At 72.4% G+C, this 21,290-nt stretch carries 15 protein-coding genes and 2 tRNA genes; 11 read left to right on the top strand and 6 right to left on the bottom strand.

Translation table 11 applies throughout. The annotated features are described in order from the left end of the window. The first annotated feature begins 213 nt into the window (after positions 1 to 213). Positions 214 to 759 carry a SigE family RNA polymerase sigma factor gene (locus tag OG766_RS17145; RefSeq protein ID WP_266380028.1) on the top strand — a complete coding sequence of 182 codons (546 nt, stop codon included), beginning with the start codon at positions 214 to 216 and terminating at the stop codon, positions 757 to 759. Between the two features lie 90 nt (positions 760 to 849). After that, positions 850 to 2,502: a long-chain fatty acid--CoA ligase gene (locus OG766_RS17140; RefSeq protein ID WP_266380026.1), complete on the top strand. Its 1,653-nt coding sequence runs from the start codon at positions 850 to 852 to the stop codon at positions 2,500 to 2,502. A 149-nt stretch (positions 2,503 to 2,651) separates the two neighbouring features. Here the strand turns inward: OG766_RS17140 and OG766_RS17135 are convergent, their stop codons facing one another. Together OG766_RS17135 and OG766_RS17130 are read right to left on the bottom strand one after the other, a co-directional pair. Next, entirely contained in the window at positions 2,652 to 6,635 is a 3,984-nt protein-coding gene (locus OG766_RS17135) for a PAS domain-containing protein (RefSeq protein WP_328725705.1), read from the bottom strand. Between the two features lie 260 nt (positions 6,636 to 6,895). Beyond that, complete coding sequence (locus tag OG766_RS17130) at positions 6,896 to 7,375, bottom strand: SSI family serine proteinase inhibitor (RefSeq protein ID WP_266380022.1); 480 nt, start codon at positions 7,373 to 7,375, stop codon at positions 6,896 to 6,898. Positions 7,376 to 7,599: 224 nt separating this feature from the next. Here OG766_RS17130 and OG766_RS17125 point away from each other — a divergent pair. The 9 genes from OG766_RS17125 to OG766_RS17085 all read left to right on the top strand — a co-directional run bounded on the left by OG766_RS17125 (position 7,600) and on the right by OG766_RS17085 (position 16,812). Next, a tRNA-Ser gene (locus tag OG766_RS17125) sits at positions 7,600 to 7,690 on the top strand. A gap of 232 nt (positions 7,691 to 7,922) precedes the next feature. Beyond that, positions 7,923 to 7,995, top strand: a tRNA-Arg gene (locus OG766_RS17120). Between the two features lie 67 nt (positions 7,996 to 8,062). Then, complete coding sequence (locus OG766_RS17115; protein WP_266380019.1) at positions 8,063 to 8,950, top strand: DUF2797 domain-containing protein; 888 nt, start codon at positions 8,063 to 8,065, stop codon at positions 8,948 to 8,950. An 89-nt stretch (positions 8,951 to 9,039) separates the two neighbouring features. Then, positions 9,040 to 9,984 carry an amidohydrolase family protein gene (locus tag OG766_RS17110; protein ID WP_266380016.1) on the top strand — a complete coding sequence of 315 codons (945 nt, stop codon included), beginning with the start codon at positions 9,040 to 9,042 and terminating at the stop codon, positions 9,982 to 9,984. Between the two features lie 68 nt (positions 9,985 to 10,052). Next, the gene (locus OG766_RS17105; RefSeq protein ID WP_328725704.1) at positions 10,053 to 10,793 is read left to right on the top strand and encodes a response regulator transcription factor; all 741 of its coding nucleotides are present in this window, start codon (positions 10,053 to 10,055) and stop codon (positions 10,791 to 10,793) included. 5 nt (positions 10,794 to 10,798) lie between these two features. Beyond that, entirely contained in the window at positions 10,799 to 12,388 is a 1,590-nt protein-coding gene (locus OG766_RS17100; RefSeq protein ID WP_266380010.1) for a sensor histidine kinase, read from the top strand. A 26-nt stretch (positions 12,389 to 12,414) separates the two neighbouring features. After that, on the top strand, positions 12,415 to 13,761 hold the full coding sequence (locus OG766_RS17095) for a glycosyltransferase (RefSeq protein WP_266380007.1): 1,347 nt from the start codon (positions 12,415 to 12,417) through the stop codon (positions 13,759 to 13,761). Then, positions 13,758 to 15,944, top strand: coding sequence for an ArnT family glycosyltransferase (locus OG766_RS17090; RefSeq protein ID WP_328725703.1), 2,187 nt, complete (start codon positions 13,758 to 13,760; stop codon positions 15,942 to 15,944). The genes OG766_RS17095 and OG766_RS17090 overlap by 4 nt, the downstream gene beginning before the upstream one ends. A 100-nt stretch (positions 15,945 to 16,044) precedes the next feature. After that, on the top strand, positions 16,045 to 16,812 hold the full coding sequence (locus tag OG766_RS17085; RefSeq protein WP_328725702.1) for a TetR/AcrR family transcriptional regulator: 768 nt from the start codon (positions 16,045 to 16,047) through the stop codon (positions 16,810 to 16,812). A gap of 93 nt (positions 16,813 to 16,905) precedes the next feature. Here OG766_RS17085 and OG766_RS17080 read toward each other — a convergent pair whose 3' ends face one another. The 4 genes from OG766_RS17080 to OG766_RS17065 form a co-directional block, all read right to left on the bottom strand. Then, complete coding sequence (locus OG766_RS17080) at positions 16,906 to 17,376, bottom strand: PPOX class F420-dependent oxidoreductase (protein ID WP_266379998.1); 471 nt, start codon at positions 17,374 to 17,376, stop codon at positions 16,906 to 16,908. Between the two features lie 9 nt (positions 17,377 to 17,385). After that, positions 17,386 to 18,201, bottom strand: coding sequence for a YceI family protein (locus OG766_RS17075; RefSeq protein ID WP_266379995.1), 816 nt, complete (start codon positions 18,199 to 18,201; stop codon positions 17,386 to 17,388). 110 nt (positions 18,202 to 18,311) lie between these two features. Continuing rightward, a complete protein-coding gene (locus tag OG766_RS17070; RefSeq protein ID WP_328725701.1) occupies positions 18,312 to 20,822 on the bottom strand; it encodes an MFS transporter in 2,511 nt (836 codons plus the stop codon). 15 nt (positions 20,823 to 20,837) lie between these two features. Continuing rightward, a complete protein-coding gene (locus tag OG766_RS17065; protein ID WP_266379990.1) occupies positions 20,838 to 21,287 on the bottom strand; it encodes a MarR family winged helix-turn-helix transcriptional regulator in 450 nt (149 codons plus the stop codon). Positions 21,288 to 21,290: the final 3 nt, after the last annotated feature.

Below are 21,290 nucleotides of genomic sequence, written 5' to 3'. Positions count from 1 at the left end.
GCACGGTTGAGGAACACGGCGCGGACGGTCGAGGCGTGGCGGCGCGGACGACGTTGCACGCGGGTGTGAGGGCGGTCGCCGACCCTGAGGCGGAGCTGATACCTCCTCCACCCAAAGGAGGTCGGGCCCGCTTCACCCCTACAACCTGAGGCGGATCCGCTTTCGGGACCTGGGGCCGATCCCCGTGGCGGGCCCCGCTCCTAGCGTGGAGCCATGACCACGCCAGTCTGCACGACCGCCTCCACGGCCGCCGTGCCGCCGACCTCCTACCCGTCGTTCTCGTCGTATGTACGGGCGCGGGGGCCCGTGCTGCTGCGCACCGCCCGCTCCCTCACCGCCAACCCGAACGACGCCGAGGACCTGCTGCAGACCGCGCTCACCAAGACCTATGTCGCCTGGGAGCGCATCGAGGACCACCGTGCCCTCGACGGATACGTCCGCCGCGCGCTGCTCAACACCCGTACGTCGCAGTGGCGCAAACGCAAGGTGGACGAGTTCGCGTGCGAGGACCTGCCCGAGCCCTCCGGGGTTCCCCAGCCCGACCCGGCCGAGCAGCAGGTGCTGCACGACGCGATGTGGCGTGCCGTGATGAAACTCCCGGACCGGCAGCGGGCGATGGTCGTCCTGAGGTACTACGAGGACCTCAGCGAAGCCCAGACCGCCGAGGTGCTCGGGGTCTCCGTCGGCACGGTCAAGAGCGCGGTGTCCCGGGCGCTCGGCAAGCTCCGGGAGGACCCGGAACTCTCGCCGGTGCGCTGAGCTTTCTTACCCGGGGGTAGTGACATACCGCGCGGTACGTGCGCAGAATCGGCACACCCTTAAGAGCTGCGCGCCCACCGGGAGGACGCCGTGCTGAGCACCATGCAGGACGTACCACTGACCGTGACCCGCATCCTGAAGCACGGGATGACGATCCACGGGAGTTCACAGGTCACCACATGGACCGGCGAGAGCGAGCCGCAGCGCCGCAGCTACCGAGAGATCGGCGAGCGCACGGCCCAGTTGGCGCACGCCCTGCGCGACGACCTCGGAGTCACCGGGGACGAGCGGGTCGCGACCCTGATGTGGAACAACGCCGAGCACGTCGAGGCGTACTTCGCGATCCCCTGTATGGGCGCGGTCCTGCACACGCTCAATCTGCGACTGCCCGTCGAGCAGCTGGTGTTCATCGTCAACCACGCCGCCGACCGGGTCGTGATCGTCAACGGCTCGCTGCTTCCGCTGCTCGCGCCGCTGCTCCCGCATCTTCCGACGGTCGAGCACGTCGTGGTCTCGGGCCCCGGTGACCGGTCGGTGCTGGAGGGCGCGCGGGCCCAGGTGCACGAGTACGAGGAGCTGCTCGCCGGGAAGCCGGCCACGTACGACTGGCCGGAGCTGGACGAGCGTACGGCCGCCTCCATGTGCTACACCTCCGGGACCACCGGCGACCCCAAGGGCGTCGTCTACTCGCACCGCTCGATCTATCTGCACTCCATGCAGGTCAACATGGCGCAGTCGATGGGTCTGACGGACGCCGACACCAGCCTCGTCGTCGTCCCGCAGTTCCATGTGAACGCCTGGGGCCTGCCCCACGCGGTGCTCATGAGCGGTGTGAACATGCTGATGCCGGACCGTTTCCTCCAGCCGGCCCCGCTCGCCGAGATGATCGAGAGCGAGCGTCCGACGCATGCGGCGGCCGTCCCCACCATCTGGCAGGGCCTCCTCGCCGAGCTGATGACCAAGCCGCGCGATGTGAGTTCGCTCACGCAGGTCACCATCGGTGGCTCGGCCTGCCCGCCGTCGCTCATGGAGGCGTTCGACTCGCTGGGCATGCGCGTCTGCCACGCCTGGGGCATGACGGAGACCTCGCCCCTGGGCACGGTGGCCCGGCCGCCGGCCCATGCGGTGGGCACGGAGGCGGAGTTCGCGTACCGGCTCACCCAGGGCCGTTTCCCGGCCGGTGTCGAGGCGAGGCTGCGCGGACCCGGTGGCGAGTTCCTGCCGTGGGACGGCGAGTCCGCCGGCGAGCTGGAGGTGCGCGGCCCGTGGATCGCCGGCGCGTACTACGGCGGCGCGGCGGGCGAGCCCCTCAAGCCGGAGGACAAGTTCAGCGAGGACGGCTGGCTGAAGACGGGTGACGTCGGCGTCATCGGCTCCGACGGCTTCCTGACGCTCACCGACCGGGCCAAGGACGTGATCAAGTCCGGCGGTGAGTGGATCTCCTCCGTGGAGCTGGAGAACGCGCTGATGGCGCACCCGGAGGTGGCCGAGGCCGCCGTCGTCGCCGTACCGGACGACAAGTGGGGCGAGCGGCCGCTGGCGACGGTGGTGCTGAGGGACGGCTCGACCGCGGACTACGCGTCGCTGAAGGACTTCCTCGCCGGGAAGATCGCGAAGTGGCAGCTGCCGGAGCGCTGGGCGATCATCCCGTCGGTGCCGAAGACGAGCGTCGGGAAGTTCGACAAGAAGGTGATCCGCCGGCAGTACGCGGACGGCGAGCTGGAGGTCACCGAAGTCCGCTAGTGGCGGGCGGCGTTACGGATCCACGGTGTTCTGAACCGCCGGTGATCTGAACCGGCGGTGCTCCGGCGGCGGTGTTCCGGGCCCGGTGCGCGTGACGCGTACCGGGCCGTGCCGTGCCGCCCGTCGGGCCCGGTGCCCGTCGGCCCCGGCTAGTTCGTGCCGATCTTCGCGAGCAGATCCACGATCCGGTCCTGTACCTCGGCGTTCGTGGAGCGCTCCGCCAGGAAGAGGACGGTCTCGCCCGACGACAGCTTGGGCAGTTCCGCCTGGTCGAGGCCGGCCGATGTGTAGACGACGAGCGGGGTGCGGTTCAACTGCCCGTTCGCCCGCAGCCAGTCGATGATCCCGGCACGCCGGCGGCGTACCTGCATCAGGTCCATCACCACCAGGTTCGGCCGCATCTGCTGGGCGAGCGTCACGGCTTCCGCGTCAGCCGCGGCCCGTGCGACCTGCATCCCGCGCCGCTCCAGCGTCGCCCTCAGCGCGGCCGCGATGTCGTCGTGCTCCTCGATCAGCAGCACCCGGGACGGGTGCTGCTCGCTGTCGCGCGGCGCCAGTGCCTTCAGCAGGACGGCGGGGTCGGCACCGTACGCCGCCTCGCGCGTCGCCTGCCCCAGACCGGCGGCGAGCAGCACCGGGACCTCGGCCGCCACCGCGGCCTGGCGGAGCGACTGCAGCGCGGTACGGGTGATGGGCCCGGTCAGCGGGTCGACGAAGAGCGCGGCCGGGAACGCGGCGATCTGCGCGTCCACCTCCTCGCGCGAGTGCACGATCACCGGCCGGTAGCCGCGGTCGCTCAGCGCCTGCTGCGTGGCGACGTCCGGCGCGGGCCAGACGAGCAGCCGGCGCGGATTGTCCAGCGGCTCCGGGGGCAGTTCGTCGTCCATGGGCAGATGCGCGGGCCGGTTCGCCACCTCGACGGCACCACCGGGGCCGTCGAGCGGCTCGGGCCCCTCCGCGCCCTCGTCCGGGGCGCCGATCGCGTACGAACGGCCCTCGGTGGGAGCGGCGAGCCGCTGGTGCGGCTGCGCGGGGGCAGGGGCGGGCGCGGGCTGCGGAGACGGCCGCGCGGCCGTCTCCGGCACCTGAAGCTCGCCGCGCTCCCCGGCCGGGGGCGTTCCCAGCTTGCGGCGGCGACCGGAGCCGAGGGTCTGGTTCTGCGCCGCCGGCTGCCGGTTCTGCTGCTGGGCGATCTGCTGCGCGAACGGCACGCCTTGGCCGAGCGTGCGCACGCTGAACGCCTTGCCCTGTGACGCGTCGGGGTCGACCGCGTCCGGTGCCGGTGCCGGTGCCGGTGCCGGTGCCGGCGCAGGGGTTGCTGCCGGTGCCTCGGCCGGAAGCGGCTGCGCGGGCGGAAGCGGCTGCGCGGCCCGGCGGGGTTCGGCCTGTGCGGCGGCGGGGACGGCGGGCGGCAGCGGCACGGACCCGGTGTCGCCGGCCTCGGGCGCGACCGGGGCCGGGGCCGGGGCCGGAGTCGCAGGGTTCATCGTGCCGAGAGCCTGCCCGGAGGTCTCGCCCGCGGCCGGGCGGGCACGCCGGCGCCCGGTCGCCACGGGATGGGGCTGCGGCGGGGTGTGGTCGGCGTCCGGTTCGGCGTGAACGGCGTCGTGGCGGCCGTCGTCACCCTCGATCGCGGCCGGGACCGGAGCAGGGGCGGCCGGAGCCGGGGCGGGCGCCGGGACGCGGTCGGCCTCGGCGGGCGGCAGCGCGAAGGCGCTCCGCGCCTCCTCGGCGGGCCTGAGCCGTTCCTGGGTGGTCGAGAGCGCGCGCCGCGCCCGTCGCCCACTCTGCTGCGCACCGGTACCGGCGGGCTCCAGCGCCGCGGCGCCCACATCACCGCCCTGCCCGGTGCGCCGGCCGGCGGAGCCGGAACCGTTCACGGAGGCGTCGGTCACCGAAGCGGCAGGAGCGGCCGGAGCGGCAAGAGCAGTCGGGGCAGCCGTCGGGGCCGAAGCGGCCGAAGGCAGCGCGGGAAGCGCGGCCTGGCCGCGGCGGGCGCGGCGGCCGGTGCCCGGCTGATCGTTTACTTCCGGGCCGACTCCCTGCGGCGGGACCGTGTCGCCCAGCGCCGGACGGCCCGCTCCCGCCTCCGCGGCGGTGACGACCGAGCCACCCTGCGCCGGCAGAGCGGGCATCTCCGCCTCCGCGGGGCTCGGACGGCCACGACGACGGCCCGTGCCACCGCTGCCGGCGCCGGTGCCGGCGCCCCCGTCCGTGCCGCCCGTGTTCGCCGGGGCCTGCGCCTCCGTGTCCGTGTTCGTACGGGCCCGGCGCCGGCCGGAGGGTTCGCCGGACGGCTGCTCCGGTTCGACGGGGCTCTCCAGGAACGCGTCCGTGGAGGCCCGCCGCGCCCGCCGCCGCCCGCCGCCGGACGTGGCCTGCGCGGGGGCGGTCTCCAGCTCCGCCGGGACAGCCGGAGGCGTCACCGTTCCCGCCCCGTCGCCGAGCGGCACCTCCAGCACGTACGCGCTGCCGCTCATCCCCGGCACCTCGTGCGTCTGCAGCACGCCGCCGTGGGCGGTCACGATCCCGCGGACGATCGGCTCGTGCACCGGGTCGCCCCCGGCGTACGGCCCGCGTACCTCGATCCGTACGACGTCGCCGCGCTGTGCCGCCGCGACCACGATCGTCGAGTCGACGTATCCGGCGCCCGGCACGACCCGGGCCTTGCCCGTCGAGTCGACGCCCGCGACATCCGCGATCAGATGGGCCAGGGCCGTCGCCAGCCGCCCACCGTCGACCTCCGCCTCTATCGGCGGAGCGTGCACCGCGAACTGGGCCCGGCCGGGACCGATCAGCTCGACCGCGCCCTCGACACCGGCCGCCACGACCGAGTCGAGCAGGACGACGCCCTTGCGCAGCTCCTCCGCGCCGGAGTCCAGCCGCTGGAAGCCGAGGACGTTGTCGACCAGTGTGGTCATCCGGGCATAGCCCGCGGCCAGGTGGTGCAGGATCTGGTTGGCCTCCGGCCACAGCTGACCGGCCGGGTCGGCGGCCAGCTTGCCCAGCTCACCACGCAGCTCGTCCAGCGGTCCGCGCAGCGAGTCGCCGAGCACGGCGGCCAGCTGGCTGTGCCGGGCCGCCAGGGCGGACTCCCGCTCGTCCCGCTCCTCGATCTCCGCCGCGTGGCGTTCCGTCCTGTCCGCGATCTCCGCGGCGTGCCGCTCGTCGCGTTCCGCCAGGTCGGTGGCGTACTTCTCGTCACGCGCGGCCATGTCCGTCGCGTACTTCTCGTCACGCTCGGCGATGTCGGTGGCGTACTTCTCGTCCCGCTCGGAGATCTCCGCGGCGTGCCGCTCCGCCATGTCCTCGTACGGCCGCCGGTCGGTGAAGGTCATCACCGCTCCGACCAGCTGTTCCCCGTCCCGGACCGGCGCGGTCGTCAGATCGACGGGCACTTCCTCGCCGTTCTTCGCCCACAGCACCTGCCCGCGGACCCGGTGCTTGCGCCCGGACCTGAGCGTGTCGGCGAGCGGCGACTCGTCGTACGGGAACGGCTCGCCGTCCGCACGCGAGTGCAGGATCAGCGGGTGCAGTTCCTTGCCGCCGAGGTCGCTGGCGCGGAACCCGAGGATCTGCGCGGCGGCCGGGTTGACGAGGACGACGCGCCCGTCGGTGTCCGTACCGACGACACCTTCGGCGGCGGCGCGCAGGATCATCTCGGTCTGCCGCTGGGAGCGGGCGAGTTCGGCCTCGGTGTCCACCGTGCCGGACAGATCGCGCACGACGAGCATGAGCAGTTCGTCGCCGGTGTAGCTGCTTCCGGCGCCGCTGCCGCCGCTGTACGAGTCGTACGCCTCGCGGCCGTCCTCCAGGCTGGCGCTGGTCACCTCGACGGGGAACTCGCTGCCGTCGGTGCGCCGCGCCACCATCCGGGTCGGCTTGGTACGGCCCCGCTCGTCGGCGGCGTCGGGCCGCCGCATCGAGCCGGGGATGAGTTTCGAGTCGAAGGACGGCAGCAGATCGAGCAGCCCGCGCCCGACGAGTGCCGTGCCGGGGGTCTCGAACATCTCGAGGGAGATGGTGTTGGCGTTGACGACCGTGCCATTGCAGTTGACAAGGACGAGCCCGTCAGGCAGCGCGTCGAGTATGGCTGCGAGGCGAGCAGCGCCTCGGGATGGCCTGCTGCTCACGACGACGCTTCCTCCCTGACCTACAGCATCTTTCGGACGGCCGACCCCATCTTGCCCCTCGGGCCGCAGCCTGTCACTGGAGGGAGTCTAAAGGCAGGGGATACGCCGGCGGCGGCGGATGAGGGGGAGCTCTCACCAAGGTTCTGTGTACACGGAGCGGCTCCGTGTCCCCTGAAACACCCGCTGACCTGGCTGCGGCCCGGAATCCGGTCCCGGCCGCGGCCTCTGCGGCCCGGTCCGGCCGGGCCGCAGAGTCACCTTCAAGCCGTGTCCGGCTCCTCGTTGCGGGCGGTCGGCAGGACCGGTTCCAGCGTCTCCCAGCGCTTGATCTCGCAGCCGTTGGTGCGGTCGAACGTGGCGTCGATGCTCCGCCCCTGCCAGGTGCCGGTCACCCGGGCCGTGGCCGGGCCGCCGTGCTGCATCGTGCACATGCGGTCCTGGTCGACGGGCGTGAACGGGTCCTCCTCCGCGGAGGCGAACTCCGCCAGCTTGTCGCAGGCGGCCTGCGCCTCGGGGTGCGTACCGCCGGCCGGCCCGCACTTCAGCTCGTAGGTGCCGTTGGCCTCCGGGTTCCCGGTGTCCGAGGTGATCACGGTGAGCTGGTCCCCGGGTTCGGACTCCAGCAGGGGCAGCGGGATCGGTGCGGAGGGGGCCGCCCCCGCGGTGGGAACGGCGACGGTCAGCGCGGCGACGGAGGCCGTGGCGGTCGCGGCGACGATGAGGACGAAGCGGCGCAGCATGCGTACTCCTGGAGAGCGAAGGATCTTGGGGCGGCGCCCCGGCATCTCTAACGCTCCGCTCGCCCGTCCGTTGCGCAACCGGGGTGGGCCGACCGGGGCGAACGAGGGACGAGAGGCTCTTTGCCCAGGAGCCCGGGCGCCTAGTACCGTGGGGAGCGATTGGTGACAGCCCACCCGGCTGTGTCATCATCTGCACGCACCACTCGCGCCCGCGCGGGTGTGCTGGAGGCGTCGCCTAGTCCGGTCTATGGCGCCGCACTGCTAATGCGGTTTGGGTCTTAAAGCCCATCGAGGGTTCAAATCCCTCCGCCTCCGCGCGATCACCGAAGCCCCGGCCCGACGGCCGGGGCTTCGGTCGTTCCCGCCGCTGCGTCTGCCGCCCCTGCGCCGCCGCTCCTTGGCACTTCGCCAGCGCCGGGCGCTCATACGGCCGTACGGGTGTTTGTGCAGGTCAGAAGGGGTGCGGGTAATGGATTTCGCCTGGCGGCGCAGGTCATGTAATGTTGTTCCCGCAACGCCGACCGGGCAGAAAAGCCCGGAACGCCAAGCACTCGTAGCTTAACGGATAGAGCATCTGACTACGGATCAGAAGGTTGCAGGTTCGAATCCTGCCGAGTGCACAGCTGAGAGGCCCCCGGAGATGATCCGGGGGCCTCTTGCGTTGGACGCGCTTGAGGAGTACGCGGCATGGGCGGCGACCGGTGGCAGTGCCGGGGGATGAGGTGGGTCCAGGGGGCTCCCGTGCTCCGGTGGGCGCGGGGGGCGGAGCTGCGGGAGAGCCGGCTCGGGTACGGGCAGGAGATCGGGTTCCGGGCCGTCGGGGAGCGGCGGTGCGGTGGGGCGCGGGGAAACGTGTGTCCGGTCGGCGCCGTGGTGTCCGGGCGGAGTACCGGTGGGCTGTGTGCCGAGTGCGCGCGGCTGGACCGGGTGCACTCGGTGGCCGCCGACACCGTGGCCGACGATCCCCGGACGTACCGCGTGTATCTCGCCTGGTTCGGGCCCGGGATGGTGAAGGTCGGGATCACCGCCGAGGAACGGGGCACGGCGCGACTGCTGGAGCAGGGGGCGGTGGTGTTCGGCTGGCTGGGGCGCGGGCCGCTGATGGCGGCGCGGCGCACGGAGGAGTTGCTGCGGGCCGCGCTGGGGGTGCCGGACCGCATCCCGTACGCGCGGAAGCGGGCGGTACGTGCGGTGCTGGCGGACCGTGCGGTCGATCGGGCGGCGGAGGTCACGGAGCTGTACGCGCGGGCCGTGGCGCTCACGGGATGGCCGGAGGCGCTGGAGCCGATCGCGTTCGAGGCGGTCGACCACGCAGGGGTGTTCGGGCTGGACCGGCCGGCGGTGCTGCCGGCCGCCTCGCGTGTGGTGCGGGAGCTGGTGGACGGCGGGACCGTCGCCGGGCGGCTGGTCGCCGCGGCCGGGCCCGATCTGCATCTGCGCACCGGTGACGGGCGGGTGACGGTGGTGGACACCCGACTGCTGTCCGGCTGGGAGCTCGTCGCCGCCGATCCGCGTGCCCCGCTGACCGTCCCGGCCGAAGAACTGCCGTCGGGGGTTCAGGACGGACTCTTCTGAGTCCCGGGTCCAGGACGGGCTCTTCCGAGTCCGGGTTCCCGCACCCGGGGCCTGGACAGCTGATCGGCGCACGTCGGAGGGTGGCCGGCATGAGCGATCACCCCGTGGCGGAACCGAACCGCCCCGCCGCCCCCTCACGTTCGGCTTCCGCGTACGTCACCGAGGCCCGGGAGGTGCGGGCGTTCTGGGAGCGGCTCGGGCTCCCGGGACTCGTCGACGTCCATACGCACTTCATGCCGGAGCGGGTCCTCGACAAGGTGTGGGCGTACTTCGACGCCGCCGGGCCGCTGACCGGCATGAAGTGGCCGATCACCTACCGCGAGGAGGAGGACCGGCGGGTCGCGCTGCTCCGGGAGTTCGGGGTACGGAACTTCACCTCGATGTTGTACCCGCACAAGGCGGGCATGGCCGAGTGGCTCAACGGCTGGTCCGCGGACTTCGCCGCCCGTACGCCCGGCTGTCTGCACACGGCGACGCTCTTTCCCGAGGAGGGTGTGGAGCACTATGTCCGCCGGGCGCTCGAGAGCGGCGCGTGCGTCGTCAAGTCGCACGTCCAGGTCGGGGCGTACGACCCCAACGGCGCGCTGCTCGACCCGGTGTGGGGGCTGCTCGCCGAGGCGGGCGTCCCGGTGGTGATGCACTGCGGCTCGGGACCGGCGCCCGGCAAGTACACCGGGCCGGAGCCGGTCGGCCGGCTCCTCGCGCGCCATCCGCGGTTGCCGCTGATCGTCGCGCACATGGGGATGCCGGAGTACACGGACTTCCTGGACCTCGCGGAGCGGTACGAGGAGGTGCGGCTGGACACGACGATGGCGTTCACGGACTTCAGCGAGCGGCTCAGCCCGTTCCCGGTGGAGGAGCGGGCGCGGCTGGCCGGGCTCGGGGACCGGGTGCTGTTCGGGACGGACTTCCCGAACATTCCGTATCCGTATCTGCACCAGCTGCGGGCGCTGGAGCGGCTGGAGCTGGGGGACGACTGGCTGCGCGCGGTCTGTCAAGGGAACGCGGCCCGGCTCTTCTCGCTGACCTCCTGAGACGGTTCTCAGGGAATTCACAGGTAAGGGAAAGGTGGCTCTCACCGCACGGTCCCAGGGTGGGCACCATGACGACGATCTCAGCCCAGGGACGTACCGATCTCCGGCGGCCGGACGGCGGCCCCGTCCGGGTACTCGTCGTGGACGACGAGACCTCCCTGACCGAGCTGCTCTCGATGGCGCTGCGCTATGAAGGGTGGGAGGTGCGCAGCGCGGGCGACGGCGCGGGCGCCGTGCGCGCGGCGCGCGCCTTCCGGCCCGACGCCGTGATCCTCGACGTGATGCTGCCCGACATGGACGGGCTGGCGGTGCTCGGCAGGCTGCGCCGTGAACTGCCCGACGTGCCCGTGCTGTTCCTGACGGCGAAGGACGCCGTCGAGGACCGGATCGCCGGCCTCACGGCGGGCGGCGACGACTACGTCACCAAGCCGTTCAGCCTGGAGGAGGTCGTCGCGCGGCTGCGCGGCCTGATCCGCCGGTCCGGTACGGCGGCCGCCGCACGCGGCGAATCGGTGCTCGCCATCGGCGATCTGACCCTTGACGAGGACAGCCACGAGGTGGCCCGCGGCGGTACGTCGATCCACCTCACGGCGACCGAGTTCGAGCTGCTGCGCTATCTGATGCGCAATCCACGGCGGGTGCTCAGCAAGGCGCAGATCCTCGACCGGGTCTGGTCGTACGACTTCGGCGGCCAGGCCAATGTCGTCGAGCTCTACATCTCCTATCTGCGGCGGAAGATCGACGCGGGCCGCTCGCCGATGATCCACACCAGGCGCGGCGCGGGATACCTGATCAAGCCGGGTGAATGAGCGGCATGAGCGGAAGGTGGTCGCTGCGGGCCCGGCTGGTCGTCTCCGCGGTCGCGCTGATCGCGGTGGTCGCGGCGGTGATCGGCACGGTGACCACACTGGCGCTGCGCACCTATCTGTACGGGCAGAAGGACGATCAGCTGCACGGCATCGCGCTGCGGGCGGCGGGTCCGCCACCGGGCGCCCCGCGCGAACCGCGGTTGCAGGTGGAGCCGCTGCGGTTCGTCACCGGCGGCGGCGCACCGCTCGGCACGGTCGGGCTGGAGGTGGCGGCCGACGGCTCCCTGGGGGACGGGCTCGTCTCCGCCCAGCAGGAAACGACGGACGAGGGGCCGCGGGTCACCGACCGGGCCCTGTCGGAGGCGGAGAAGGCGGCGCTCGCCGCCGTGCCGCGCGACGACCGGGCGCACAGTGTGGAGCTGCCCGGGCTCGGTGACTACCGCGTCGAGTACACGGCCGGCGGCAACGGCGCGTTCCTCGTCGGCGTACCGCTCGCCGAGGTGCACAGCACCATCGGCACCCTCGTGGTCGTCGAGATCTCGGTGACCGCCGCCGGGCTGATCGCCGCCGGACTCGCGGGCGGGACGCTCGTCGGGGTCGCCCTGCGACCGCTGCGGCGCGTCGCCGCGACCGCCACCCGGGTCTCCGAACTCCCCCTGCACAGCGGTGAGGTGGCGCTGCACGAGCGCGTACCGGACGCGGAGGCGGATCCGCGCAACGAGGTCGGGCAGGTCGGCGCGGCGCTCAACCGGATGCTCGACCACGTTCACTCCGCTCTGGACGCGCGCCAGGAGAGCGAGACACGGGTACGGCAGTTCGTCGCCGACGCCAGCCATGAGCTGCGTACACCACTGGCCTCCATCCGCGGCTACGCCGAGCTGACGCGCCGCGGCCGGGAGCGGACCGGCCCCGACACCCGGCACGCACTCGGCCGGATCGAGGCGGAGGCGACCCGGATGACGGGGCTGGTGGAGGATCTGCTGCTGCTGGCCCGGCTCGACGCCGGGCGGCCGCTGTCGTACGAGAGCACCGATCTGTCCCCCCGGGTCGTGGACGCCGTGAGCGACGCCCGGGCCGCGGGGCCTGACCACGCCTGGCGCCTGGAACTGCCGGACGAGCCCGCGACGGTACGGGCCGACCCTGCGCGGCTCCAGCAGGTCCTGGTCAATCTGCTGGCCAACGCCCGTACGCACACGCCGCCCGGGACCACGGTGACCGCGTGCGTCCGGCCGCTCGACCGGCGCGGTGCCGTCACGATCGAGATCCGCGACGACGGGCCCGGCATCCCGGCGGCGCTGCTCCCGCGTGTCTTCGAACGCTTCGCGCGAGGCGACGCCTCACGCTCACGGCACGCCGGGAGCACCGGACTCGGGCTCGCGATCGTGCAGGCGGTCGTCGCCGCGCACGGCGGGACGGTGGGCGTCGAGAGCGCCCCGGGACGCACGGTCTTCTCCGTACGGCTGCCTCTGGCCCACCCGAGGCACGACTCACAGCCGGCACACGACCCACGGTCGGCGCACGACCCACGGCCGGCAGTCGATTCGGACCCGGCACACGACTCACAGTCGGCGCACAGGCTCACCACACTGCCTTGACAGCGGCTCTGGCGAGAGTCAGGGCCATGCGAACCGACATTGCACCGGGCACCTTGCCGGCGCGGGAGCATCTGCCCGTGCGGCCGGGGGGCACGCCCGTACTCGACGTGGTCATTCCCGTCTACAACGAGGAGAAGGACCTGGAGCCGTGCGTCATGCGGCTCCACAGCCACCTCGCACGCACCTTCCCGTACGGCTTCCGGATCACCGTCGCGGACAACGCGTCCACCGACCGTACGCCCCAGGTGGCGGCCGCGCTGGAGGCGTCGCTCCCCGGGGTACGGGCGTACCGGCTGGAGCAGAAGGGGCGCGGCCGTGCGCTGCGGGCCGTGTGGGCGGCGTCCGACGCGCCCGTCCTCGCGTACATGGACGTCGACCTGTCCACCGACCTCAACGCGCTGCTGCCGCTGGTCGCCCCGCTGATCTCCGGGCACTCGGACCTCGCGATCGGCTCGCGGCTCGCGCGGTCGTCGCGGGTGGTGCGGGGCGCGAAGCGGGAGTTCATCTCGCGTACGTACAACCTGATCCTGCGGGGCTCGCTCGCCGCGCGGTTCTCCGACGCCCAGTGCGGGTTCAAGGCGATACGGCGTGATGTGGCCGAGCGGCTGCTGCCGATGGTCGAGGACACCGGCTGGTTCTTCGACACCGAGCTGCTGGTGCTGGCCGAGCGGGCCGGGCTGCGGATCCACGAGGTCCCGGTGGACTGGGTCGACGACCCCGACTCCACCGTGCACCTCGTGCGGACGGCCGTCGACGACCTGAAGGGCGTCTGGCGGGTGGGGTGTGCGCTGGCCGTCGGCGCGCTGCCGCTGGACCGGCTCGCCCGGCCGTTCGGCGACGACCCGAGGGACCGGGGCCTCAGCGGTGTGCCGGGCGGGCTGACCAGGCAGTTGGTCGGCTTCTGCGTCGTCGGCGCGCTCTCGACGCTCTTCTATCTGCTGCTGTACTCCCTCTTCCGCACCGGCGCCGGTCCGCAGCCGGCGAACGCGGCCGCGCTTCTGGTCTCGGCCGTCGCCAACACGGCGGCGAACCGGCGGCTCACGTTCGGCGTGCGCGGCCGTGAGCGCGTGATGCGCCACCAGGCCCAGGGGCTGGTGGTCTTCGCGATCGGCCTCGCCCTGACGAGCGGTTCGCTGGCCGCACTCGACGCGGCGGCCGGCGGCCCGTCCCACGGCACGGAGCTGGCGGTCCTGATCGTCGCCAACCTCGCCGCGACGGTGCTCCGCTTCCTGCTCTTCCGCGCGTGGGTCTTCCCGGACCGCCGCGGCGACACCCTCACGGCGCCGCACGGCCCGGCCGCTTCGGCCGCGCCGGCCGCAGGCCCTGCGTACGGCGACGGCACCAACACTTCGACCACGGGGACCCGACGATGACGACGACACCGCACGACCAGCACGACGGAGAGCTGCGGAACGACAGAGGGCTGCGGAACGACGGAGAGCTGCCCGCTTCCGGGGCGGCGCCCGGCACCACCGGCGTCCCGCCGCGCGGGGCGGCCGCCCGTCTGTGGCGGGGCCGGGCCGAGGACCCCGTCTGGGCGCGCCCCGCCCTGCTCGCGCTGCTCCTGCTCACCGCGGTGCTGTACCTGTACAACCTCAGCGCCTCCGGCTACGCCAACTCCTTCTACTCCGCTGCCGTTCAAGCCGGCAGCGAGAGCTGGAAGGCCTTCTTCTTCGGCTCGTCCGACGCCGCGAACTCCATCACCGTCGACAAGCCGCCCGCCGCGCTCTGGCCGATGGCGCTGTCGGTGCGGCTGTTCGGACTCGGCTCGTGGCAGATCCTGCTGCCCGAGGTCCTGATGGGCGTGGCGGCGGTCGGCGTCGTGTACGCGGCCGTGCGCAGGCGCTTCAGCGCGGCCGCCGGACTGATCGCGGGTGCGGTGCTGGCACTCACCCCGGTCGCCGCGCTGATGTTCCGGTTCAACAATCCGGACGCGCTGCTCGCGCTGCTGATGACCGTCACCGTCCACTCTGTGCTCCGCGCCCTCGAAGACGCGCGGACGAAGTGGCTCGTGTGGGCGGGCGTCGCGGTCGGGTTCGCGTTTCTCACCAAGACCCTGCAGGCGTTTCTGATCCTGCCGCCGCTCGCGCTCGTGTACGCGGTGTGCGCCCCCACGACCCTGCGGCGCCGGCTCGGACAACTCGCCCTCGCGGGAGTGGCGTTGGTCGTGTCCGGCGGTTGGTGGGTCGCGATCGTCGAACTGTGGCCCGCGTCCTCGCGCCCGTACATCGGCGGCTCGCAGAACAACAGCTTCCTCGAGCTGACCTTCGGCTACAACGGTCTCGGCCGCATCAACGGCAACGAGACCGGGAGCGTGGGAGGCGGCGGCGGGGGTGGTGGCCGTCAGGGCGGCGGATGGGGCGAGACCGGCATCGGGCGGATGTTCAACGACAGCATCGGCGGCCAGATCTCGTGGCTGCTGCCGGCCGCGCTGATCCTGCTGGTCGCGGGCCTCGTCGTGACCTGGCGCAGCGGGAGGACCGACACCGCGAGGGCCGCGTTCCTCGTCTGGGGCGGTTCGCTGCTGACGACCCTCGCGGTCTTCAGCTTCATGGCCGGGATCTTCCACGAGTACTACACGGTCGCGCTGGCTCCGTACGTCGCGGCACTCGTCGGGATGGGCACCACCGTGCTGTGGGAGGAGCGCGCGCAGTTCGCGGCGCGCGCCGCACTGGCCGGTACGGCGGCGGTGACGGTGGTCTGGGCGTACGAACTGCTGGGCCGTACCGAGGACTTCGTGCCGTGGCTGCGTACGACGGTGCTCGCCGGCGGGCTGGTGGCCGCGGCGGCGATGCTGTTCGCGGGGCGGCTCGGGCGGCGGCTGTCGCTGGCGGCGGCGGGTCTCGGTCTCGCGGCATCGCTCGCCGGTCCGGTGGCCTACACGCTGTCCACGCTGGACACCGGCCATCAGGGCTCGATCGTGACGGCGGGGCCCGCCTCGATGCGCGGCGGTCCCGGCGGCGGCCCGGGCGGTCCCGGTGGCCGAGGTGGTGACGGTGGCGGGACACGGATGACACCACCCGGAACGACCGTCGGCCAGGGCCGGATGCCTGGTCAGATGCCTGGTCAGATGCCTGGCCAGGGCCAGGGCGGGCAGCTCCCCGGCATGGGTCAGGGTCAGGGACAGGGCCGGATGCCTGGCCAGGGTGAACGGCCCGGTGGTGCCGGAGGTGCCGGCATGGGCGGCCTCCTCAACGGCGCGGACGTCAGCTCCGCCGTCACGGCCAGGCTGAAGCAGAACGCCTCCGACTACACCTGGGCCGCCGCGGCCGTCGGCTCCCAGAACGCGGCCGGTCACCAGCTCGCCACCGAGCTGCCGGTCATGGCGATCGGCGGCTTCAACGGCAGCGACCCGTCCCCGACTCTCGCCCGGTTCAAGCAGTACGTCGCCGCCGGGAAGATCCACTACCTCGTCGCGAGCGGTGGCCAGGACGGTGGCCGGGGCGGTGGCCCCGGCGGTGGCACCAGCAGCGAGATCTCCACGTGGGTCGAAGAGAACTTCACGAAGGTCACTGTGGACGGCACCACGCTCTACGACCTCACCGCAGCGAAATAGCCATACAGCGCACGAGGCAACGGCGGCCATCCGCGGTGCCGGCTCGGCGGCATAGCATCTGAACCGGGCGGACCGCCCGGCAGAACGAGGAGGGTACGCCATGGTGTCGGCAGCCGACCGCGCGAAGCGACCGGCGGTGGCGAGCGTCTGGCTGGAGGGCAGGGCCGCCCGCGGTCGCAAGGCCGAGCAGCCCTCGGGGCTCGACCGGGACAGGATCGTCGCGGTGACGGTACGGCTGCTCGACGCGGAGGGCCTGGCGAAGTTCTCGATGCGCCGGCTCGCCGCGGAGATGGGTGTCACGGCGATGTCCGTCTACTGGTACGTCGACACCAAGGACGACCTGCTGGAGCTGGGCCTCGACTCCGTCCACGGCGAGATCCGGCTGCCCGACCCGGCGCGGGAGGGCGCGGACTGGCGCGAGCAGATCCGCGAACTCGCCGTCGAGTACCGCAAGTTGCTGGTCGCCCACCCCTGGGTCTCCGCGCTGATCGGCACGTATCTGAACATCGGCCCGAACGCGCTGGCCTTCGTACGGACCGTGCAGCGGCTCATCGGCGAGACGGGACTGCCGCTGAACCGGCAGGCGGCCGGGATGGCCGCGGTCTTCCAGTTCGTGTACGGCCTCGGCACCGTCGAGGGCCACGTCAAGAGGCGCTGCGCCGACGCCGGGATGACGCTGGACGCGTTCTACGCGGAGGCCATGGGCGCGACCCGGAGCATGCCGGAGCTCTCGGACATGCTCGAGGACGCGGAGAAGGTCATCGAGGCGCGGGGCGGGGGCACGGTCGAGGAGATGCTCGACCGGGACTTCGAGTACGCGTTGGAGCTGGTGATCGCGGGCATCGAAACGATGGTGTCGAGGGCGTAGGGGCGTTCAGGGGAAAGGCCCGGAGCCCTCACTCGCCTCCGGAGGTCTCACGCGCCTCCGGAGTGCCACGGAGGCCCCACGCCTCCCGAGGTCTCACGCCTGCGGAGCCGACCGTGCCGGGAAGCCGCCCGTCGCCACCGGCCCCCACCGCACCGGAGTGACGCGGATGATGGACTTGCCCTGCTTGATCATCGCCTGGCGGTACTCGTCCCAGTCCGGATGCTCACCCGCGATGTTGCGGTAGTACTCCACGAGCGGCTCCACCGACTCCGGCGCGTCGATGACCTCCGCCGTACCGTCGATCTGCACCCACGGCCCGTTCCAGTCGTCGCTCAGCACGATGAGGGCGACCCGTTCGTCCCGCTTGGCGTTCCGCGTCTTCGCGCGCTCGGGGTAGGTCGAGACGACGATCCGGCCCGAGTCGTCGACGCCGCAGGTCAGCGGGGAGCCCTGCGGGGTCCCGTCGGCGCGGCGGGTCAGCAGGACGGCGCGGTGACGGGGGCGTACGAACTCCAGCAACTGGTCCAGGTCCACACGGGTGTTGCTCGCGATGTCGGCAGCCATACCCGCACCCTAGGGCAGGGTCTCGCTCCTGACCGCCTGGATGTCGAGCTCCACCTTCAGTGTCGTCCCGATGGCCGAGATCCCCGCCTGTACGACCTGGTTGTACGTCATCGCGAAGTCCTCGCGGCGCAGCTCGGCGGTGGCGTGGAAGGCCGCCCGGAGTCCGCCCCACGGGTCAGGGCCGGTGCCGAGGTACGACAGCGACAGGTCCACCTCGCGCTCGACGCCGTGCAGCGACAGCAGCCCGTGCACGGTCCAGCGGTCCTGGCCGGGGGCCGCCGACAGCCCGTGGCTGCGATAGGTGATCTCCGGGAAGCGTTCCACGTCGAGGAAGTCCGGGGACCTGAGGTGTGTGTCCCGCGTCCCGTTGCCCGTGTCGATCGACGCCGCGCCGATCACCGCGTCCACCCGGGAGCGGGAGACGTCCTCGGCGATCGCGATCCGGCCGCCGAACTCCGTGAACCGCCCGTGCACGCTGGAGATCCCCAGATGCCGGGCGACCGCGCCCACCGAGGAGTGCGCGGGGTCCAGCGACCAGTCGCCCGGCGGGGGAAGGTCGGTCCCGCCCTGCCGGGTCAGCGTCACCGTGCCGACCTCGGCCCGGCCGCTCGCCGTGACCAGCGCGGTCGAGGCCTGCGGGGCGTAGCCGAGCGCCGTGACGATCACGGTGTGCGGGCCGGGCGCCAGCGTCGTGTCCGCGCGTACGGCCCCGTGGGCGTCGGCCTCGGTCCGCAGCACCTGCGTACCGGCCATGTCCGTCACGGTCACCACCGCGTGCCGGACCGCCCAGCCGTCCCGTGTCCGTACCTGTGCGTGCAGTCCCATCCCGTTTCACGTCTCCTTGCCGGAAAGTCGCCGGGGCGGCAGGCCGTCCCCTGCCTGCCGCCCCGGCCCCGGGCGGCGCCTCCGCTCGAGAACGCCGCCCGGGGGTCGAATCACTCGCCCGCGTGGGCGAGTTCGATGTCGTGGCCGTCCACTCCGCGACCGGCCACCGAGAGCGTGCCGGCCACCGGCGGATAGCCGGTCGCGATGACCGTGTAGTCGCCCGCGTTCAGATCGGCGAAGGCGTACGCGCCGTCCTCGCCGGTCGTCGCGGTGGCGACCACGTTGCCCGCCGCGTCGATCAGGGTCACCCGCGCGTCGATCAGTGGCCGCCGTGCGGCACCGGCGCGTACGGTGCCCTGGACCACGGCCCCGGCCTGCAGGGCGGCCTCGATCCGGGTCGCGCCCTGGCCGCCGATCTCCACGGGAAGGGCCAGCGGGCGGAATCCGGTCGCGTTCACCGCGACGGTCACGGCGCCCGGCACCAGCTCGGTGAAGGCGAAGCCGCCGTCGGGCCCGGACTTCCCGGCCGCCAGCACGTCGCCGCGGACATCGGTGACGATGACCATCGCGCCGTCGACCGGGGCGCCGCCGTCGGCCGCGACCACGGAGCCGGTCAGCCCGCTCGTCCCGGCGAGGAGGATGTCGTACGCCACCGGCTCGTCGCCGACGACGACCGTGCACGCCTGCGGCTGGAAGCCGTCGGCGGAGGCGATCAGTACGTACGAACCCGCGCCCGGCGCGTCCAGGGTGTACGAGCCGTCCGGCTGGGCCACGGCACGGCCCAGCTGGCGCCCGGCCGGCGAGATCAGCGTGACGGCGGCCCGTCCGACAGGCGTGCCCTCGGAGCTGTGGACCACACCGCGTACGGCGGTGCCGCTGGTGGCACCGGTTTCCCCGGACCCGGTTTCCCCGGACCCGGTTTCCCCGGACCCGGCTTCCCCGGCGAATTCCTCTGCCCTGGATTCCTCCGACCCGGCGTCCACGGACCTGGTGTCCGCGGACTCGCGGCCCTCGGCGGAGGCGGCATCCGGAGCCGCCGACGACGCGCTCTTCAGCGCCACCTCCTTGATGAACAGCGTCACCAGGAAGGCCAGCAGCGCGAACGGCGCGGAGTAGAGGAACACATCGGCGACACCGTGTCCGTACGCGCTCTCGATGACCGTGCGGACCGGCGCGGGCAGCGCGTCCAGGTCGGGGATGCCGCCACCGCCCGTACCGCCGTGGCCCATCGCCGCGCCCCGCGGTCCGAGTTCGGCGAGCCCGTCCTGGACGTAGTGGGTGACGCGGTTGCCGAGCACGGCGCCGAGCGCCGAGACGCCGATCGCACCGCCCAGCGACCGGAAGAAGGTCACGATCGACGAGGCGGAGCCCAGGTCCTTCGGGGCCACCTGGTTCTGGGTGCACAGCACGAGGTTCTGCATCATCATGCCGAGGCCGAGACCCATGACGGCCATGAAGACGGCGATGCGCCAGTACTCGGTGTCGTAGCGGATCATGCCCAGCAGACCGAGGCCGCCGGTGACCAGGACGCCACCGCTGACCAGCCAGGCCTTCCACTTGCCGGTCTTGGTGATGACCATGCCGCTGACCGTCGAGGAGACGAAGAGGCCACCGATCATCGGGATGGTCATGACGCCGGACATCGTCGGCGACTCGCCCCGGGCCAGCTGGAAGTACTGGCTGAAGAAGACCGTGCCGGCGAACATCGCGACGCCCACGAAGAGCGAGGCCAGCGAGGCGAGAGTGATGGTGCGGTTGCGGAACAGCCGCAGCGGGATGATCGGTTCGCTCGCCTTGGCCTCGATGATCAGGAAGATCACGCCCAGGGCGACGGCGCCACCCGTCATGGCGTACGTCTGCCAGGACAGCCAGGCGTACTTGTCGCCGGCGAAGGTCACCCAGAGCAGCAGCAGCGAGACGGCGGCGCTGATGAAGAGGGCGCCCGCCCAGTCGATCCTGACCTGCCGCTTCACGACCGGGAGCTTCAGCGTCTTCTGCAGCACGAGCAGCGCGATGAGGGCGAAGGGCACGCCGACGTAGAAGCACCAGCGCCAGCCGAGCCACTCGGTGTCGGTGATGACACCGCCGAGCAGGGGACCGCCGACCGTTGCGACGGCGAACGTCGCACCGAGATAGCCGCTGTACCGGCCGCGCTCCCGCGGCGCGATCATCGCGGCCATGATGACCTGCGCGAGGGCGGTGAGACCGCCGACGCCGATGCCCTGGACGACACGGCAGGCGATGAGCATGCCGGTGTTCTGGGACAGTCCGGCGACCACGGAGCCCGCCACATAGATGACCAGGGCTATCTGGACGAGCAGCTTCTTGCTGAAGAGGTCGGCGAGCTTGCCCCACAGCGGGGTGGTCGCGGTCATCGACAGCAGGGCGGCCGTGACCACCCAGGTGTAGGCGGACTGGCCGCCGTCGAGGTCGGTGATGATCTCCGGCAGGGCGTTGGAGACGATCGTCGAGGACAGGATGGCGACGAACATGCCGAGCAGCAGCCCGGACAGCGCCTCCATGATCTGCCGGTGCGTCATCGGCGCGCCGCTTTCGGAGGCTGTGGTCCCCCCATGCTTGGCGTGGCCGCCCCGCACACCGGTCGGTGTGGTCGTAGCCATGTACTTCCTTGTCTTTTACGGGTAGGTGCGGGCGATCCGGCAGTCTCCGACGGAGTCGCGGAGGCGGGCCAGCAGCGCGTTCAGCTGTCCGACGTCGTCGTCGGTCCAGTCCTTGAGGTGGTGGGCGAACATGTCGGCGGTGCGCCGGCCGAGCTCGTCGACCTGCGCCTCACCCGAGGGGGTGAGGCGCAGGATGCGGGAGCGACGGTCGTCCGGGTCGGGTGACCGTTCGATCCAGCCGCGGTCGGCGACGTGCGCCACATGTCGGCTGGTGACCGACATGTCGACGGCGAGGAGCTCGGCGAGCCTGCTCATCCGCATCTCTCCGTACCTGTGGAGGAGGGAGAGCACGGCCGCTGATCCGGACGGGCACTCGGCGGGGAGCAGGCGTGAGAGGCCCCGTTTCACCGCGCCCATCGTGCTGATCTGCCGGGCCAGCTCCTCGTACTGGCTTCGCTCGGCCATGGA

This window comes from Streptomyces sp. NBC_00259 (assembly GCF_036181745.1).
In the GTDB taxonomy this organism is placed as follows: domain Bacteria; phylum Actinomycetota; class Actinomycetes; order Streptomycetales; family Streptomycetaceae; genus Streptomyces; species Streptomyces pratisoli.
The sequence above is the reverse complement of the archived record's forward strand: the minus strand, read 5'-3'. Positions and strand labels throughout refer to the sequence as shown.

What these genes read in the sequence shown, in the direction of transcription:
- OG766_RS17145 (WP_266380028.1), top strand. Translation starts at nt 214, where the DNA reads ATGACCACGCCAGTCTGCACGACCGCCTCCACGGCCGCCGTGCCGCCG.
- OG766_RS17130 (WP_266380022.1), bottom strand. Translation starts at nt 7,375, where the DNA reads ATGCTGCGCCGCTTCGTCCTCATCGTCGCCGCGACCGCCACGGCCTCC.
- OG766_RS17115 (WP_266380019.1), top strand. Translation starts at nt 8,063, where the DNA reads ATGGGCGGCGACCGGTGGCAGTGCCGGGGGATGAGGTGGGTCCAGGGG.
- OG766_RS17110 (WP_266380016.1), top strand. Translation starts at nt 9,040, where the DNA reads ATGAGCGATCACCCCGTGGCGGAACCGAACCGCCCCGCCGCCCCCTCA.
- OG766_RS17105 (WP_328725704.1), top strand. Translation starts at nt 10,053, where the DNA reads ATGACGACGATCTCAGCCCAGGGACGTACCGATCTCCGGCGGCCGGAC.
- OG766_RS17100 (WP_266380010.1), top strand. Translation starts at nt 10,799, where the DNA reads ATGAGCGGAAGGTGGTCGCTGCGGGCCCGGCTGGTCGTCTCCGCGGTC.
- OG766_RS17095 (WP_266380007.1), top strand. Translation starts at nt 12,415, where the DNA reads ATGCGAACCGACATTGCACCGGGCACCTTGCCGGCGCGGGAGCATCTG.
- OG766_RS17090 (WP_328725703.1), top strand. Translation starts at nt 13,758, where the DNA reads ATGACGACGACACCGCACGACCAGCACGACGGAGAGCTGCGGAACGAC.
- OG766_RS17085 (WP_328725702.1), top strand. Translation starts at nt 16,045, where the DNA reads ATGGTGTCGGCAGCCGACCGCGCGAAGCGACCGGCGGTGGCGAGCGTC.
- OG766_RS17080 (WP_266379998.1), bottom strand. Translation starts at nt 17,376, where the DNA reads ATGGCTGCCGACATCGCGAGCAACACCCGTGTGGACCTGGACCAGTTG.
- OG766_RS17075 (WP_266379995.1), bottom strand. Translation starts at nt 18,201, where the DNA reads ATGGGACTGCACGCACAGGTACGGACACGGGACGGCTGGGCGGTCCGG.
- OG766_RS17070 (WP_328725701.1), bottom strand. Translation starts at nt 20,822, where the DNA reads ATGGCTACGACCACACCGACCGGTGTGCGGGGCGGCCACGCCAAGCAT.
- OG766_RS17065 (WP_266379990.1), bottom strand. Translation starts at nt 21,287, where the DNA reads ATGGCCGAGCGAAGCCAGTACGAGGAGCTGGCCCGGCAGATCAGCACG.